The sequence below is a fragment of the Gemmatimonadota bacterium genome, assembly GCA_026702745.1.
In the GTDB taxonomy this organism is placed as follows: domain Bacteria; phylum JAAXHH01; class JAAXHH01; order JAAXHH01; family JAAXHH01; genus JAAXHH01.
Window position 1 is genome coordinate 1 of the sequence record JAPPBT010000008.1, and the last position, 16941, is coordinate 16941.

Below are 16941 nucleotides of genomic sequence, written 5' to 3' on the forward strand. Positions count from 1 at the left end.
AGCATGCCGAGGGCGGTCAGCACGTCCCTGTAGTTTAATGCGGCGGCCTGCACGCGAATGACCACCTCGTCCGGTCCGGGCTGGGGTACCGGTTTCGTTACGAAATGGAGGTTATCGATTGAGCCGGGTGAGGACTGTGACAGTGCGTAACTAGTTTCTGAACAATCAGTTACGGGTATTGTTTTCACTACGTTACGCTCCGGATCGAAGGGAACAAGACGGCGGGTGAAAACACCAGTTTTCCGCAATGCGATTTCACCGGGGGATGTGTCCGCGCCCACGATTGACGCGAGACGTTCCACATCGATCTCGCCGGTTCCGGCCGGAAGGTCGATCAGCGTACAGTCGAGCTCGGGATGTTCGCGCATGGCGACCCGCCCGCAGCCCCAGATAGACGAGTGTGACGGCGATACGTTGTCGTCTGCCTTCACGTATTGCGCGCCCGCCGTGATCAGCCGAAGGCGGCACGGTAGTTCAGGTTTGTCCAGCACTGAACGGATCAGTTCGAAGGATTCCAGGGCGGGGCCGGTATGCTGGTCATGCTGCCTGCCGGTCTGCCGGCCGGACCGCCCGTTGCCGCCTCCCATCCAGATTCTGGCCAAACCAATGTAGCTTCCGGTTTCGCATTCCAACGATTCCAGTTTCTTGGCCAGCGTGCCCCAGTTTTTTTCCGACCCGCTGCCTGATATGTCGATGAATTCACTCACCACACCATTTCGCGACAGGGCGTCGGCCAGTTTACCTCCGAATCGACGGTCGTCTGCGAGCACAAACCAGTGGGAGGCTGGACCGGGTTGCCGTTGCTCTATCCAGCGGTTGTCGGAGTCCCACTCCTCGCAGTACAGCCCGTGGGGGTTGTTATCGACGTTGCAACGGCTTCCCCAGCCCCTCGCTCGGAACAGGGCCACGCCTTTCAGGGCCACCACAGTAAGACCCTCTTCGTCTACGAGACACACGTCGGCCAGCAGGTCGCTATCTTCGGAGGTTTCTCGCAGTCTAGCATAGGCTGCAAGGACTTCGTTCTGATCTGGAAGTCTCTGCAGCACAATGGTTTCCACGCCGACCGGCAGATAAGGACCGTCATCCGCTATGAGCAACAACAGGGCTTGCAGACCGGCATCCAGAACACCGGGGTGCAGGCGGTAGGAGCCGTGGCCTTCATCCCCGGTTGCCAGGGAGACGAGAGCTTCCCGGTTGGCGTACACGACCTCGTCGATCTGACGAAAGGCAGGTCCGTAATCAAATCCCAGTTCAGCGGCACGTTCGTAGAATCGGCGCTTCGTGATCCGTCGGTCGCATCGGGACCTGATGGCGCCCAGGTCGATGGTTTCGGCCAACTGAACCACCCGGTTTCTTTCGGTACGCATGTGCGCCAGCCAGCTCGAAGCCGTTTCCTGAGATTCAGATTTGGAGGACAGGGTATACTGGTTCTCCCTGCGTGCGATCTGGACCAGGTGTGCACCGGTTTCGGGCAGTAACAGGGGGTGCAGGAGTTCGAGCCCGGTGAAGGCGACGGGGACCTCCTGTAACTTTGCAACCTCCGCCTCATCGAGCGTCTCAAAGAGCATTTCGATCTGCCCGGCCAACGGCATGATCGATCGGTCCAGCACAGTGTGGTCCGCGAGGAGCGGGTGGGATACCAGGCTGATCGCCCGTTCCCATACCCGGGAGTCTTGGTCGACCGACGATTCGACGGCCGGACCGATCAACGGGTACGTGTACAAGCCGGCCGGGCGACCCAGACTGTCCGAGCCGCTTTGGTTGTCCAGCCCACCGGGAAGTACTGCCATGCCATCCAGCCAATACCGTTCCTTCTGCCAGGGGTATGGCGGCAACAGAACACGCGTACGCGGCGGGTCCACCAGGCGCTCCCATTGGATATCGTGTCCATGGACGTAGCACTTGGCAACGGATTCGAGCAGGATTTCCCACGCTCCGCGGTCGCGGCGCAGCGAGGCGAGCGCGTGTCCTGCTCGACCGCGGTGTGCCAGGTTCTCGTATATTGCCGTGGAAAGCACAGGATGGGGGCCGATCTGGATGTATAGCGCCTCACCGTCACCCGGGATCTGCTCGAAAATCCGATCGAAAAGGACGGGACTGCGGATGTTCCGCCACCAGTGGTCCGCATCGAGATCCGTTCCGCTTGTCTGTGCACCCGTGACCGTCGACAACAGGGGTATTGGGGTTTTGGAGGGGGACAAACCGTTCAGGGACGACAGGAAATCATCACGGATCCCGTCCATTTGCCCGCTGTGATAGGCGATCCCGGTGTGCAGCTTCTGGCAGAAGAGTCGTCGATCTTCGATCGCGGCCTGCAGCCTGTCGACCTCCGGTGCCTCCCCGGAGATGGTCACGGACACCGGACTGTTGACCGCGGCGATGGACAGGCCGTCGCCGTAGGGTTCAATGAGCTCCTCGGCCTCGTCCGATGACACACCCACCGCCAGCATCTCACCCCTTCCCTGCATCACCTTCTGCAGCCTGCTGCGCTGATAGATGATGCGAACGCCCTCTTCCAGGGAAAGCGCCCCCGTGACGCAGGCCCCGGCGATTTCCCCGACACTGTGGCCGACGACGAACTGCGGATCGACGCCCAGGGACCGCCACTGGGCCGCCAGCGCCCACTGCAGGGCCATGTTGGCGGGCTGGGCGACCTCGACGTCGGCCATGCGCTCCCCTGACGTCCCGTTCCGCATCATTTCGAGCAGGGACGTGCCCGAAACGGCCGCAAACAGGCGGTCGAACTCGTCCAGCGCTTCGCGGTACGCTTGCGCTGAGTCATACAGTGCCTGGCCCATGCCATACCACTGGGGGCCCATGCCGGTGAAGACAAACGCGACGGGTGTCGCTTGGATTCCGGTGTGTCCGATTTCGAATCGATCCGGGACACCGCCGCTCCAGAACGTTTCTAAGGCCTGGGCGGCTTCCTTCGACTCCCTGGCCACCAGTGCAAGGCGGTGATCGAAATGGGACCTGTGCAGGGCGAGTGCGGCCGCAAGATCATCGAGCGGCGTATCGGGGTGGTTTCGGAGCAGGGAGGCCGTATCCGATGCCTTCTCCTTCAGCGCGGCGGGGCTGCGCGCGGACAGGAACAGAATCTGGGGACTAAGTTGAGCGGTTACGTCGAGTTGCCCGGAAGCTCCGCGCGAACCATCCTCTTCGACTGCGGCCGAATCGCCACCTGTTCGCGCACCCACGGTATACCCGACGGATTCCGTGACCGGTGGAGATCCGAGCACGACGTGGGCGTTGGCGCCGCCGAATCCGAAGGAATTCACGCCGGCATAGGTGGGACCGGGCAGGTTCACCGGTTCGGTGGCCACTTTCAGGCCGAGCACTTCGAAGGGTATGTCGGGGTTCGGCTTCTCGAAATGCAGTGAGGGCGGCAGGATGCCGTGTTTGAGCGCCAGCGCTGCCTTGATGAGACCCGCGACCCCGGCCGCGGCCTCGGTATGGCCGATATTGGTTTTCACCGATCCGATCAGGCAGCCTGCGTCGCCCGTGGCGCGTCCGATGGCCATCGCTTCGACGGGGTCGCCCGTGGGCGTTCCCGTGCCATGGGCTTCCACGAAGGCAAACTGAGCGGCGCTTACGCCCCCGGCGCGGGCGGCCGCCTCGATGACGGTTTGCTGGGCGCTTTGTCCCGGGACCGTCAGGCCGCGGCTGCGTCCGTCCTGGTTGATCGCGGATCCGTGAATGACCGCGTAGATGGCATCGCCGTCCGCCACCGCGTCGGACAGGCGTTTCAGCACGACAATGCCCGCGCCGTCGCTGCGGCCGTATCCGTTCGCCCCCTGGTCGAAGGCCCGGCATCGACCGTCCGGCGACAGCATCTGCGCCTGCTCGAATCCGCGGGACGTCTGAGGCGTCAGCAGCAGATTGGCGCCACCGGCGAGGGCGGCCGTGCACGTCCCGGCCTGGAGGTCCCTGCAGGCCAGGTGTATAGCCGTCAGCGACGAAGAACAGGCCGTATCTACCGCGATACTCGGGCCCTTCAGGTCCAGGAAGTAGGAAATCCGGTTCGCCGCGATGCTCAGCGTCCCGCCCGTGTTGGTGTGCATGCCGACCTGCGAAGGCGCGGCATATCGCTGGAGGTCCCAGTATTCGTCAAGGAAGATCCCCATGTACACACCGACGGGCCGGCCTTCCAGCCTGGCCGGGGGGATCCGCGCGTCTTCAAGGGCTTCCCAGGCGAGTTCGAGCAGGATGCGCTGCTGGGGATCGATGTGGCGGGCTTCCCGGGGCGAGATGTTGAAGAACGCCGCGTCGAACCGGTCGATTCCGTCGACGTATCCGCCCCATCCGGGAAAGTCCCCAGCGTCAGGCCACGGTTCCCACAGCGATTTCCGCTCATCCGGCACCGGACGAATCGCGTCCCCGCCGTTCAGGACGAATTCCCAGATAGACTGGGGCGTCGACAATCCTCCCGATATCTCCCCGGGGAACCGGCAGGAGATGCCGGTTATGGCAATGGGTTCACCGGACATGGCTCGTGGTCCTACGATAGGTCCAGTCGGCGTTGCCGTACCGGGTACGGACCAACGAATCGGCTGCTTGTCGCTCCTCCACGTCCAGCACGTCCGTTCGCCCTTCCACGTTCAGGCGTTCGAGCATCGAACGGGACAGACGGTCGGTCCATTCCTCGAAGGAGGGCGGATCGGGGATCAATTCCGCAACGGAGATGGTCCGGTGGTTCAGCAACCGGGCGATGGTTTCCCGGCGTTCCGGTTCGTGGGCGGGCATCAACAGGGGAAGCCTGCGGTGCCCTTGCCCCAGGAGCAGGGAGCCGTGCTGCAGCACAACCCCGCGGGATCGCCGCTGGGCGCTGCCGGCCAGCTTTCTGCCGCCCGCTATAATCTCGTAACGTCCTGTGGCCGTAAAGCATACGTCGTCATGGCCACCCGAACCGCAACTTCCTTCCATGGCCAACTCGGCTGGAATATCGAAGTGTTTCAGCGTTTCGATCAAAGCTTCGCTCACCGCGCGAAGCATCATGCCGGACCGGCCACCCAGCGCGGGATGGGATTCCAGCGCGACCAGGCTGTAGGTCAGTTCCTGGTCGTGCAGCACCGCGCGGCCACCGGTGATCCGACGGACCAGTTCGATGCCGTGCCGGTCGCATTGACGGGGATCGATCTCTCTTTCCGCCTCCTGCCCGTAACCGATAGAAACGGCGGGCGGACGCCACGAATAGATGCGCAGCGTCATCATCTCCGCGTCGGGCCGGCACCCGACCAGCAGTACTTCGTCCACGGCCATGTTGTACGCGGCGGAACATCCGGGCGTGGAAAGTATGCGCATCATGACCGGTCGACATCGCGGTCGGACTGCAGCTGCTCCACGGCCTGTCGCGCGGCATCCTGTTCCGCGTTCTTCTTGCTGGTACCCGTGCCTTTGCTGACGGGGTTTCCTGCGACGAAGACTTCGATGGTGAAGATCTTCTCGTGGTCGGGCCCCACGGCGGAATCGACGCGGTATTCCGGCTGCCCGATGCCTTCGCCCTGCGTAAATTCCAGCAGCGCGCTCTTGTAATTCCGCGTGTGATCGATGTGGGAGGGACGTTCTTCGCTCAGCTCCTGCAGGAGGGTTCGGTTCAGGAAGCGTCTGACTGGCTGAAGCCCGCCGTCCAGGTAAATGGCGCCGATGATGGATTCATAGGCATCGGACAGGATCGAGTGGCGGAACCGGCCGCCGGATCGGGCTTCACTGGTACTCAGCAGCACATAGCGTCCGAGCTTCATGGCCCGGGCCTGGCGGGCGAGCGCCTTCCGGTTGACCAGCGTGGACCGGAGCTGGGTCAGCTGGCCTTCGCGGCGCCCGGGGTACTTGTGGTATATGAACTCGCCGACCACGAGATCCAGCACCGCGTCGCCCAGGAACTCCAGCCGCTCGTTGGAGTGCACGCCCGACTGCTCCCGGGAATACACGTAGGAACGATGCTTGAGCGCTGTGATCAGGTAATCGGGATTCTTGAAGCGGTAGTCGATGTATTTCTGAACTTGGCGTACGTTTTCACGTTCAAGGGCCGTTCGGTTCGCGGCTTGACTGGATGCGCCGTCTTTCAGGCCCGAGACCAGGGCACTGGCCGCGCGCCGCAGCTTCTGCAGAATGGAATGCCGATTTGGCACGGTAGTCCCCGAAGCACGTCCGAGGCTTTTCGGAAAGAAGCTACGCCGTGTGTTTCTTTACCACGAGCGTCACGTTATGCCCTCCGAAACCGAACGAATTGGTTAAGGCCGCCTTCACTTCCCGTTCCCGGCCCGCGTTGGGGACGTAGTCCAGGTCGCAATCGGGATCGGGCTCCTCGTAATTGATGGTGGGATGGACGTAATCGCGGGCGACGGACAGCGTGGTCGCGATGAACTCGACCCCTCCGGACGCCCCCAGGAGGTGGCCGACGAGTGATTTGGTGGAACTGATCGCCAGGCTGCGCGCATGATCCCCGAAGACTTTTTTAATGGCCAGGGTTTCGATGCGGTCATTGAATGGGGTGGATGTGCCATGGGCGTTGATGTAGTCGATTTCGTCCACGGCCAGTCCGGCGTTCTGAAGCGCCAGGTGCATGGATCGCGCCGCGCCTTCACCCGATTCATGGGGTTGGGTGATATGAAAGGCATCCGCCGTTGCGGCGTAACCGGCCAGTTCGGCGTAGATCGTCGCACCGCGCCGCTTCGCGTGATCCAGGGTCTCGAGGACGACCATGCCGCTGCCTTCGCCGAGTACGAATCCGTCCCGCTGGGCATCGAAAGGCCTGCTGGCCCGCTCCGGCTCGTCATTGCGCAGGGAAAGGGCCCGCATGTTGCTGAACCCGGCCACGGCCATGGGGGAGATGCTGGCCTCCGTGCCGCCGGTGACCATGACGTCCGCGTCACCGTGCTGCAGGATCCGGAACGCGTCGCCGATGCCGTGCGCGCCGCTGGAACAGGCCGAAACCGTGGTGTAGTTTGGTCCTTTCAAGCCATGAATCATCGAGATATGGCCGGGTGCCATGTCCGCGATCATCATGGGGATGAAAAAGGGACTCACGCGTCCGGGACCCTTGTGTACCAGGTTGGTGTGCTGGTTTTCGAAAGTCCATATTCCGCCGACGCCCGTACCCATCACCACCCCGATGCGGTCCCGGTCCTCGGCGTCCAGATCCAACCCGGAATCGACGATCGCCATCTGCGCCGCAATCACGGCGTATTGGACGTTCTCGTCCATGCGCCGCACTTCTTTCCGGTCAATGTAATCCGCCGCGGTGAAGTCCTTCAATTCGGCGGCGATTTTCGCCGGAAAAGCGCTCACATCAAATTTCGTAATGGGGCCTATGCCGCTTTGACCCGCGCAAAGGGCCTTCCAGTAGGTATCGAGCGTGAGACCCACGGGGCTCAGTACGCCCATACCAGTGACGACAACGCGTTCAGCCACCCCGACGCCTCCCGAAATCAGCCAGTCGATTCACCGGGTCCGCATGGATATCCCGGTCCGTATGGATATCCCGGTCCGTATGGATATCCCGACCGGGCCTCGAATTGATCCAGCCGTATCTAAGAACCAGCCGTGTCTAAGAATCAGCCGTCTGAATCAGCCATCTATATTGGACTGGAGATATTTGATCGCGTCGCCGACCGTGACGATCTTCTCGGCATCCTCATCGGGGATCTCGAGGTCGAACTCTTCTTCAAGGGCCATGACGAGTTCGACCGTATCGAGCGAGTCGGCGCCCAGGTCGTCGGTGAACGAGGCATTGTCGGTGACCTGGTCACCGTCCACACCCAGTTGTTCGGCGATAATCTCCTTTACGCGGTCTTCCATCTTCTTTCCTCCTGTACAGATGATTGCCTCGAGTACCTTCGATTTACAATTGGGTTCTCATTGCCTGCCGAAACCGGTTACGGCGCGGTTCCTTCACATGCCCATGCCGCCATCCACGCGCATCACCTGGCCGGTTACGAAAGCGGCGTCATCGGACGCCAGAAAGGCCGCGATGCCGGCGACGTCATCGGGTTGTCCCGCCCGAGACAGGGGGGTGGCTTCCAGGAACGCGGAGCGCACCGCTTCGGGAAGCGCCTCCGTCATGGCCGTTTCGATATACCCCGGGGCGATCGCGTTGACCGTGATGCCCCTGCTGCCCACCTCTTTCGCCACCGACTTGGTGAAACCGATGATCCCGGCCTTGGAAGCAGCGTAGTTGGCCTGGCCCGGGTTGCCAGTCAGGCCCACGATCGAGGTCATGTTGATGATCCTGCCGCTTCGCTGCCGCATCATCTGGCGGATAACGGCCTGCGTACAGGCAAACACGCCACCCAGGTTCACGTGGATGACCTCGTCCCAGTCATCCTGTTTCATGCGCATCAGGAGCGTATCCCTGACCGTCGCGGCGTTGTTGATCAGGACGTCGATAGACCCAAGGTCCTCGACCACGCTGTCGACCAGGTTCTTCACGCTGTCCCGGTCATCGATGCTCAGGGAAACGCCCCGGGCGTTTCCGCCCTTGCGGTTCAGCGCATCGGCGGCTTCCTGCGCCTTCGTCCCGTCGCGGCTGGTCAGGACGACCTGGGCGCCTTCCGCCGCAAATCGTTCGGCAACGGCGGAACCGATGCCCTGCGCTCCACCTGTTACTATAGTGACCTTGTCTTTTAAGCCCCGCAAACCTGAAGTACTCCGCTCGTACGTGTCGTTATTCTTGAACGTAACCGGTTTACCGCGGTTCCATCCGATCTGCCACGGGCCGGCCGATCGTTACGGTTCACCGTTCTGCCACGGGCTGGCTGATCGATGCTGCCTCGGGCCGTCCAAGCGTATCCGCCACGGCAGTGACGTCGTCGAGTTTGTCTGCGTTCAGGACGCCGATACCGCGGTGCATCCTCTTCATCAGCCCCGTGAGCACATTGCCCGGGCCTGCTTCCACCACGGTGTCCACCCCATGGTCGGCCAGTGTCTGCATCGATTCCGCCCAGCGCACGGGGCGGGTCAACTGTTCGATCAACAAGCGCCGGATTTCATCTGGCTCCGCCACGACCTGGCCGGTCACGTTGGCCACCACCGGCGTCTCCGCGCGGGCGATAGGAGCCTTTTCGATCGCCTCGGCGAGGCCGTGGCGCGCGAATTCCATGAGTTCGGAATGGAAGGCGCCGCTGACCTTGAGCGGAACGACCCGCTTTGCGCCCGCTGCCCGTGCGCCGTCCATTGCACGTTGCACGGCCGGCACCGCGCCCGCGATGACGGTCTGCACCGGTGCGTTGTAATTCGCCGGTTGAACGGGTTCGTCTTCCACGCAGGCGGTCCGGCAGACTTCGTCGATTTCCCGAGGACACAGGCCGATCACGGCCGCCATGGTTCCCGGCCGGCGCTGCCCGGCTTCATGCATCAGTGCGCTGCGCAGGCGGACCAGGCGCAACGCCTCCTCGAAATCGAGGGCGCCGGCAGTTACCAGCGCCGAATACTCGCCGAGGCTGTGGCCAGCGACGAAATCCGGGTCAATACCGTGCGCTTTCAGCAAGGATGCGACCGCCACGCTGTGCACCAGGATGGCCAGTTGCGTGTAGTATGTCTGCTTCAGGGTTTCGGCGGGACCGTCGAAGGAGACGCCGGCGATATCAGCGCCGGTGATCTCGCGGGCCTGCTCGTAAAGCGATCGAACCTGCGGATACCGGTCGTGCAGGTCCCGGCCCATGCCGACGTACTGCGAGGCCTGGCCCGGAAACAGGAAAGCGATCCTGGCTTGGGACATGGGGTATCGGCGCCGAACCTAAATCGCTTCGACTTCCAGGACTTCCTTCCCCTGGTAGTATCCGCAGTGGGGGCAAACGCGGTGCGCGCGTTTCATCTCTCCACAATTGGAGCATTCCACCAGCATCGGCATCGGCAGCACCCAGTGCGTGCGGCGCTTACGACTCCGTGCCCGAGATTGGCGTCGCTTGGGCAAGGCCATGCTTTAATCCTCCTTCAACAACGTTTTCAAGATGTTCAAGCGTGAGTCCACCAGCCGCGTACCGCAACTGCAGGCACCCACGTTCAGGTTCGTACCGCAATCGGGACAGAGGCCCTTGCACGCTTCGCTGCACAGGGGTTTCATGGGCATATTCAGGTTGACGAGTTCGGCGATGCGCCGGCTGATGTCGATCGTCTTCGCGCCGTAATCCAGGATTTCCACGTCGTCCGACTCGGTCAGTTCCTCGCCATCGGGTATGGCCCGGTCGGTCTTCTCGTAGTAGGTCGCGATTTCACCGCTGATATGTTCTTGGACCTCTTCAAGGCACCTGCCGCAGGAGAAGGTCATGGTGACCGCTACGTCGGCCTGCAGCACGAGTGAATTCTCGGAGACCGTCAGCGTGCCGTCCACCTTGACGGGTGAAGCGAAACGGCAGTCCTCGTCGGGAATGAAATCGGCGGCGGGCATGTTTTCCAGGTGGATAGGATGCAGACCTTCGGCCAGTTGCTCGATCGCTATTTGCATATTGACGGCTTGTTCACGGAACTACGACCACGCGTCACACGCGATTTACTCACCACATTCCGGTTGCGTAGGGATTCAACCCAATCAGCCGGAAACCACTAATAATAGGGAGGTTACCCCGGTCATGTCAAGAGGAAAATCCCCGGATCAGGCGAGTGCGGACCGGATCAAATCCACCACGTCGGCCGACCGGTCGGCCACCGGTATGCCCGCCCCGTTCAGCGCGCTCACTTTCTCCTCGGCGCCGCCCGTTCCCCCCGATATGATCGCGCCGGCGTGCCCCATGCGCTTTCCGGGGGGCGCCGTGCGGCCCGCGATGAAACCGACTACCGGCTTCTTCATGTGCTGCCGCACGAACTCGGCTGCTTGTTCCTCGTCGGAGCCGCCGATCTCGCCGATCATGACCACGGCGTGGGTATCCGGGTCCGCTTCGAAGGCCTCGAGGGCGTCGATGAATCCCGTACCGATGATCGGATCGCCGCCGATACCCAGGCAGGTCGACTGGCCGATGCCCGCGGACGTCAACTGGTGGACGATCTCGTAGGTCAGCGTACCGCTGCGCGAGACCACGCCCACGTGTCCCGGCCGGTGAATATGGCCGGGCATGATGCCCACCTTGGTGACCCCGGGCGTGATGGCGCCGGGACAGTTCGGTCCCAGGAGCCGAACGCCGGAGCCCTGCAGGACGGCGTAGACCCGGGCCATGTCCAGCGTGGGGATGCCTTCCGTGATGCAGATCACCAGGTCCAATTCGGCGTCGATGGCCTCGTGGATCGCGTCGGCCGCGAAGGCGGGGCGGACGTAGATGATGGACGTATTGGCGCCGGTCGCCGAGGCTGCTTCTTCAAGGGTATCGTAGACCGGGATGCCGTCCAGTTCCTGGCCGCCCTTCCCCGGTGTGACCCCGGCCACGATGTTCGTGCCGTAGGCCGCCATCTGGCGCGTGTGGAAGGAACCGTCCCTGCCGGTGATCCCCTGCACGACGACGCGGGTGTTTGCGTCAACCAGGATGCTCATTTCGCCCCCTTCCCGAGTGCTACGGCCTTCTGAACAGCTTCTGCCATGGTGTCCACGGCAACCAGGCCCACGGATTCGAGTATTTTGCGGCCCTCCGCTTCGTTGGTCCCGGTGAGCCGGATGACGATGGGCAGCGTGAGCGGTCCGCCGGGCCCGGCGGCGATGCGGTCCAGGGCGGTAACGATGCCGTTGGCCACGTCGTCGCAGCGCGTGATCCCCCCGAATATGTTGAAGAGCACGGCCTTGACCCGGGCGTCGGACGTGATGATGTTCATGGCGGTGACGACCTTGTCCGGGTTCGAGCTTCCGCCGATATCGAGAAAGTTGGCGGGCATGCCGCCGTAGAACTTCACCATGTCCATGGTCGCCATGGCCAGGCCGGCGCCGTTGACGATGCAGCCGATGTCGCCATCGAGCTTGACGAAGCTGAGGTCCGCGTCCCGTGCCTCGGCCTCGGTGGGCTCCTCGGATTCGGGATCGCGCATGTCCTCGATTTCCTCGTGCCGGAACAGGGCGTTGTCATCGATGTTCATCTTGCCGTCCAGTGCCCACAACTTGCCTTCCGGCGTGGTCACGAGGGGGTTGATTTCCGCCAGGGACGCGTCGCTTTCGATAAAGGCGTCGTAGAGCCGGGCGAGCATGCCGGCGGCCTGTTTGACCTGTGCGGGATCGGAGTAGAGCTTGTAGGCCAGTGAACGGGCCTGGTACGGAAGTAGCCCGAGCAGCGGGTCGACGGCCAGTTTGTGGATCTTCTCAGGCGTATCCCGGGCGACTTCCTCGATGTCGACGCCGCCCGCCGCGCTGACCATGAAAACCGCCCGCCGGGTCTGCCGGTCGAGGATGATCCCGACGTAGGCTTCGTGGTCGATCTCCACCGCTTCGGCCACGAGGACCTGCCGGACCGTCAGCCCTTTGATGTCCATGCCCAGGATCCGGCCCGCGACCTCGAAGGCCTCATCGGGCGTCGAGGCCAGTTTCACGCCGCCCGCCTTGCCCCGGCCGCCGACGTGCACCTGGGCCTTGACCACCACCCGCGTGCCGAGCTTTTCCGCGATACGCCGGGCTTCTTCGGGCGTCCGTGCCACCTCTTCCCTCGGGATCGCCATCCCGTGCCGGGCGAAGAGGCTCTTCGCCTGGAATTCGTGTATGTTCAACTTCCGCTCCTTTGCTTTTCCACCATGCCGCCCAGGGCGTCGATGCCCGGTTTGAGGGCCGCCGTCTCACCCGTCCTTACGTCTGCTTGCTCACCATGCCGCCCAGGGCGTCGAAGCCCGGTTTGAGGGACGGGTACATGGATTTGAAGATCCCGTAACACTCCTCGTAGCGTTCCGATGTCTCCGGGTCCGGTTCCGTACGGGACACGACGTCGACCAGGTCGTCCGCGGCTTCCTCGACCGTGTCGTACACGCCTGTGCCGACCGCGGCCAGGATGGCGGCACCGAAGGCGGGCCCTTCCTCGGCGTTCACGGTGACGACTTCCGCCCCGTAAACATCCGCCTGGATCTGCCGCCAGAGATCGCTCCGCGCGCCGCCGCCCGTGGAACGGACCTGTCCGACGGACAGCCCGAGTTCCCGCATGATTTCCATGGAGTCCCGCAGGGCGAAGGTCACGCCTTCCATCACGGAGCGGATCATGTGGGGGCGGCCGTGCCGTCCCGTGATGCCGATGAACGCGCCCCGTGCGTTGGCGTCCTTGTGGGGGGTGCGCTCGCCCATGAGGTAGGGGAGAAACACCAGGCCCTCGCTGCCCGCCGGCGCGCGGGCTGCCTGGGCCGTCAGCAACTCGTAAGGGTCGGTGTCCAACATCCGGGCCGCGCTGACCTCGACTTCACACAGCGTATTGCGCAGCCACTGGAAGGCGCCGCCCGCGAAGAGCGTTACCCCCATGAGGTACCACTTGTCGGGGACGCTGTGGCAGAAGGTGTGGACGCGCAGTTCCGGGTCCACGCGGACGTCGTCGGTGTGAGCGAAGACCACGCCCGAGGTACCCAGGCTGGCCAGGATCCGGCCGGAGCGGACGATGCCGGCGCCCACGGCGCCGCAGGTGTTGTCGGCCCCTCCCCCGACGACGGGCGTGCCGGGCTTCAGTCCCATATCCGCGGCCACTTCCTCGGTTACGCGGCCACAGACGTCGATGGATTCGAAGGTGGGCGGCAGGAATTCCGCGGGCAGGCCGATGGCGTCCAGCATGGCGCCGGACCATCTCCGCTCTCGTACGTCGAACAGCAGCGTGCCTGCGGCGTCGGAGACTTCCATGGCGTATTCGCCGGTCATACGGAATCGGATGTAGTCCTTCGGCAGCATGACCCGCCGGATGCGGTCATAGACATTCGGCTCGTGGTCGCGGACCCAGATCAGCTTAGGCGCGGTGAAGCCTTCGAGGGCGGGATTGGACACCCAGTCCACCAGGTTCTCCTCGCCCGCCTGTGCCGTGATCCAGCGGCACTGCTCGGACGTCCGCGTATCGCACCACAGGATGGAAGGCCGGAGCACCTCGTCCCGCTCGTCGAGCATGACCGAACTGTGCATCTGTCCCGAAAGGCCGATCCCGGCGATGGATTCGGCCGCTACGCCGGCGGCGCTCATGGCTTCGCGCACCGTATTCGATGCCGCGCGCCACCAGTCCGCCGGATCCTGTTCGGCCCAGTTGGGACGGGGCGTGTGCAGGGGGATCTCCTCGAAGGCCCGGGCCGCCAGCCCGCCCCGTTCGTCGACGATGATGGTCTTGATGCCCGAGGTGCCGATATCGATGCCGATCAGGTGTCTCATGAGTGGACCGATGTCTGTCTGTACCGTGCCTTTCCGTCACAAAAAAACCTGCGCAAGACCGCAGGAACGAGATGATTGGGACTGGAAGCCGGTTTCAACTCATGTAGGCGTGCAGCCGTACACTTCGGGACGTATGGCGCAATCGCCGGATCGCCCGTTCCTTGATCTGGCGCACCCTTTCCCGCGTCAGGCCGAACTGCTTTCCGATTTCGTCCAGGGTCATCGGCTTTTCCCGGTTGATCCCGAAATAGGAACGGATTACGGCGGCTTCGCGGTCCGTGAGCGTATTAAGGGCCCAGACGACTTCTTCTTTGAGCGACTTCTCCATGACCGGCGTTTCCGGCGACTCGATGGTCGTGTCCTCGATCACGTCGAGCAGGCGCCCTTCCTCGCCCGGTGAAAAAGGGGCGTCCAGCGAAAGGTGGGGGCTGAAGGTCCGCATGATGTCGACCACATCACGGTGGTCCAGCGACAACTTCCCCGCGATCTCGTGGGTCGTGGGCTCCCGGCCCAGTTCCTGTTTGAGACCCCGCACGACCTTGTTGATCCGTCGCAGTTCCTCGGCCCGGTTCAACGGAAGGCGGAAGATCCGGGACTGTCCGGCCAGGGCCTGCATGATCGCCTGCCGCACCCACCAGACCGCGTAGGAAATGAACTTGAAACCCTTGTGCTCGTCGTAGCGCTGGGCGGCCTTGATCAGGCCGATATTGCCCTCGTTGATCAGGTCGGACAGCGGCAGGCCCTGGTTCTGGTACTGCCTGGCCACCACGACGACGAACCGCAGGTTGGCCTGGATCAGCTTGTTTATGGCACCGTTCACCCCGTTGCGCGCGTCGCGCGCCAGCGCCATTTCCTCTTGCAGGTTCAATACCGGTATGGTCCTGATTTCTTTCAGGTAGGTATCGAGCGACCGGTCATCACCGGAATTACGTGATCCAACCCGGGAAACGTTGACTTCCGACTGGGCGGACTTGGGCATGAACGTTCTCCGGTACCAAGTGCAGACCGGTTGAAGACAGCCGGATGCTGTCCCGCCGAACTGTTTGTGGCAGCGGTTGTTGCGGAATCAGGTCGGTTAAAGGCGAACCGGCGACTGCGTGATACTTCCGGTTCTTTAGAAACTTACAAAACTATAATATTGGCCCGGTCGGGGCGTCAAGGTATTTTAAGGCAGATTCCGCAGTGAAGAAACTCCGGCCTAGAACACCCGTTTCTCGACGTTGTTACCGATATAGATATCCATCATCGTGGTCCGGTTGCCCCAGAAGTGATCCTGTCCCCACGAGTTGGGCTCGAGGCCTTTGAACCAGGGCTTGCGCAGGTCCAGCACGTGGGTGTGATAGATGAAAACGCCCCCCGCGTCTTCCACCAGGATGCGTTCCGCCTGCCCGTAGTACTCCATGCGCTTCGCCTCGTCCATGGTCGTTCCGCCGGCCTGCAGCAGACGGTCGAAGGCGTCGTTCTTCCAGTCGTGGCGGCCGTGGCCGACCGGTTGGGAATGCCAGACCTGGGACAGCATGTTGTCCGGATCGGGATAGTCGTACTGGTAGGGGATCAGACCGAAGGGAATGGAATACTGGTACATGTTGTCCATGTAGAGTCCGATTTCCTGGTTCCGGATCTCGACGCGCATGCCCAGGGTCTCCAGCAGCATGCCCTGGATCGCCTGGGCGATGCCCATCTGGGTCGGGTCCGCCTGTCGAAGCCAGAATTCAATCTCGGGCAGGCCCTTGCCGTTGGGATAGCCGGCTTCCGCGAGCAGGCGCTGCGCCTCCGGCGGGTCGTAACGTTGTACGTCATTCAGCAGATCGCCCGTGTATCCGGGGAAGTTGGGCGGCAGCATCGTATAGGCAGGTGTGCCGTGGCCCTGCAGGATGACCCGGCAGATGGTCTCGCGGTCGATGGCGTGGCCTACGGCCCGGCGGACCCGCACGTCGTCGAAGGGCGAGACCGCAGTCCGGAAGAAGAGGTACCAGGTCTGGAAATGGGCGTTGGAAGTCAGATCCCGAGTCAGATCGGGGCTGTTCTCGATCTCTCCCAGAAACTGGGCAAAGACCCCCTGTCGGTCGACCTCGTTGTTCTCGTAGGGCGTGATGCCGGGATGGGTCCCGGTGATGATGAACTTCAGCTTGATCCTCTCCAGGTAGCCCGGGTAAGGCCCGTTGTAATAGGGGTTCAGGTCGTAGGAGATGTACCGGTCGGTGATCCACTCATCCAGCCTGTAACTGTAGTTGCTGACCATGTTGCCCGGCTCGGTCCACCGGCGTCCGTGTTTCCGCACCTGCCAGGGCGGCACGGGCGCCGCGGAATTGTAGGCCATGATGTGGGGGAGAAAGGGGCAGGGGGCCTCGGCCTCGATCTCCAGGGTCAGGTCGTCGATGGCGCGCACGCCTACCGAGTCGGGATCGTTGATCTTGCCGTGGTTGAAGTCCCGCGCGTTCTTGATGTTATAGAAGAGAAAGGCGAAGACGTTGCCCTCGTCCGGGTCCAGGAACCGTTTGAAGGTGTACTCGAAATCGTGGGCGGTCACGTCCCGGCCGTCGCTCCAGCGTGCGCCTTCCCGGAGATGGAAGGTCCAGGTGCGCCCGTCCGCGGACGGCTCCCAGTGGTCGGCAGCTCCCGGAATAAGGATATCGTCGGCGTCGAACATGGTAAGTCGTGCGAACAGAGTGAGGGATCCGAAGTGCAACGCCTCTGCTGCAGGCAGCGGCCCC

Annotated in this window: 14 protein-coding genes; all 14 read right to left on the bottom strand. The window is 62.9% G+C overall.

Going from position 1 to position 16941, the window contains the following annotated elements:
* Positions 1-4487 (bottom strand): beta-ketoacyl synthase N-terminal-like domain-containing protein (locus OXH56_01525; GenBank protein ID MCY3553978.1); only part of this gene is annotated, 4487 nt, incomplete at its 3' end.
* A complete protein-coding gene (locus tag OXH56_01530; protein ID MCY3553979.1) occupies positions 4477-5304 on the bottom strand; it encodes a biotin/lipoate A/B protein ligase family protein in 828 nt (275 codons plus the stop codon). The genes OXH56_01530 and OXH56_01525, both read right to left, overlap by 11 nt.
* Complete coding sequence (gene rnc / locus OXH56_01535; GenBank protein ID MCY3553980.1) at positions 5301-6128, bottom strand: ribonuclease III; 828 nt, start codon at positions 6126-6128, stop codon at positions 5301-5303. The genes OXH56_01530 and rnc overlap by 4 nt, the downstream gene beginning before the upstream one ends.
* A 40-nt stretch (positions 6129-6168) precedes the next feature.
* Entirely contained in the window at positions 6169-7410 is a 1242-nt protein-coding gene (gene fabF / locus OXH56_01540) for a beta-ketoacyl-ACP synthase II (GenBank protein MCY3553981.1), read from the bottom strand.
* A 156-nt stretch (positions 7411-7566) separates the two neighbouring features.
* Entirely contained in the window at positions 7567-7797 is a 231-nt protein-coding gene (acpP, locus tag OXH56_01545) for an acyl carrier protein (GenBank protein ID MCY3553982.1), read from the bottom strand.
* A 93-nt stretch (positions 7798-7890) separates the two neighbouring features.
* Positions 7891-8634, bottom strand: a complete 744-nt coding sequence (gene fabG / locus OXH56_01550) for a 3-oxoacyl-[acyl-carrier-protein] reductase (protein ID MCY3553983.1) — start codon at positions 8632-8634, stop codon at positions 7891-7893.
* 97 nt (positions 8635-8731) lie between these two features.
* Positions 8732-9715, bottom strand: coding sequence for an ACP S-malonyltransferase (gene fabD / locus OXH56_01555; GenBank protein MCY3553984.1), 984 nt, complete (start codon positions 9713-9715; stop codon positions 8732-8734).
* A gap of 18 nt (positions 9716-9733) precedes the next feature.
* On the bottom strand, positions 9734-9916 hold the full coding sequence (rpmF, locus tag OXH56_01560; GenBank protein ID MCY3553985.1) for a 50S ribosomal protein L32: 183 nt from the start codon (positions 9914-9916) through the stop codon (positions 9734-9736).
* 3 nt (positions 9917-9919) lie between these two features.
* Positions 9920-10441: a DUF177 domain-containing protein gene (locus OXH56_01565; GenBank protein MCY3553986.1), complete on the bottom strand. Its 522-nt coding sequence runs from the start codon at positions 10439-10441 to the stop codon at positions 9920-9922.
* Between the two features lie 147 nt (positions 10442-10588).
* Positions 10589-11458 carry a succinate--CoA ligase subunit alpha gene (gene sucD / locus OXH56_01570; GenBank protein MCY3553987.1) on the bottom strand — a complete coding sequence of 290 codons (870 nt, stop codon included), beginning with the start codon at positions 11456-11458 and terminating at the stop codon, positions 10589-10591.
* Positions 11455-12612 carry an ADP-forming succinate--CoA ligase subunit beta gene (sucC, locus tag OXH56_01575; protein MCY3553988.1) on the bottom strand — a complete coding sequence of 386 codons (1158 nt, stop codon included), beginning with the start codon at positions 12610-12612 and terminating at the stop codon, positions 11455-11457. The genes sucD and sucC overlap by 4 nt, the downstream gene beginning before the upstream one ends.
* 76 nt (positions 12613-12688) lie before the next feature.
* Complete coding sequence (gene xylB / locus OXH56_01580; GenBank protein ID MCY3553989.1) at positions 12689-14227, bottom strand: xylulokinase; 1539 nt, start codon at positions 14225-14227, stop codon at positions 12689-12691.
* A gap of 94 nt (positions 14228-14321) precedes the next feature.
* Positions 14322-15206, bottom strand: a complete 885-nt coding sequence (locus tag OXH56_01585) for an RNA polymerase sigma factor RpoD/SigA (protein ID MCY3553990.1) — start codon at positions 15204-15206, stop codon at positions 14322-14324.
* Positions 15207-15425: 219 nt separating this feature from the next.
* Positions 15426-16941, bottom strand: a 1516-nt coding sequence (locus OXH56_01590; protein ID MCY3553991.1) for a peptide ABC transporter substrate-binding protein, incomplete at its 5' end; no start/stop codon positions are given.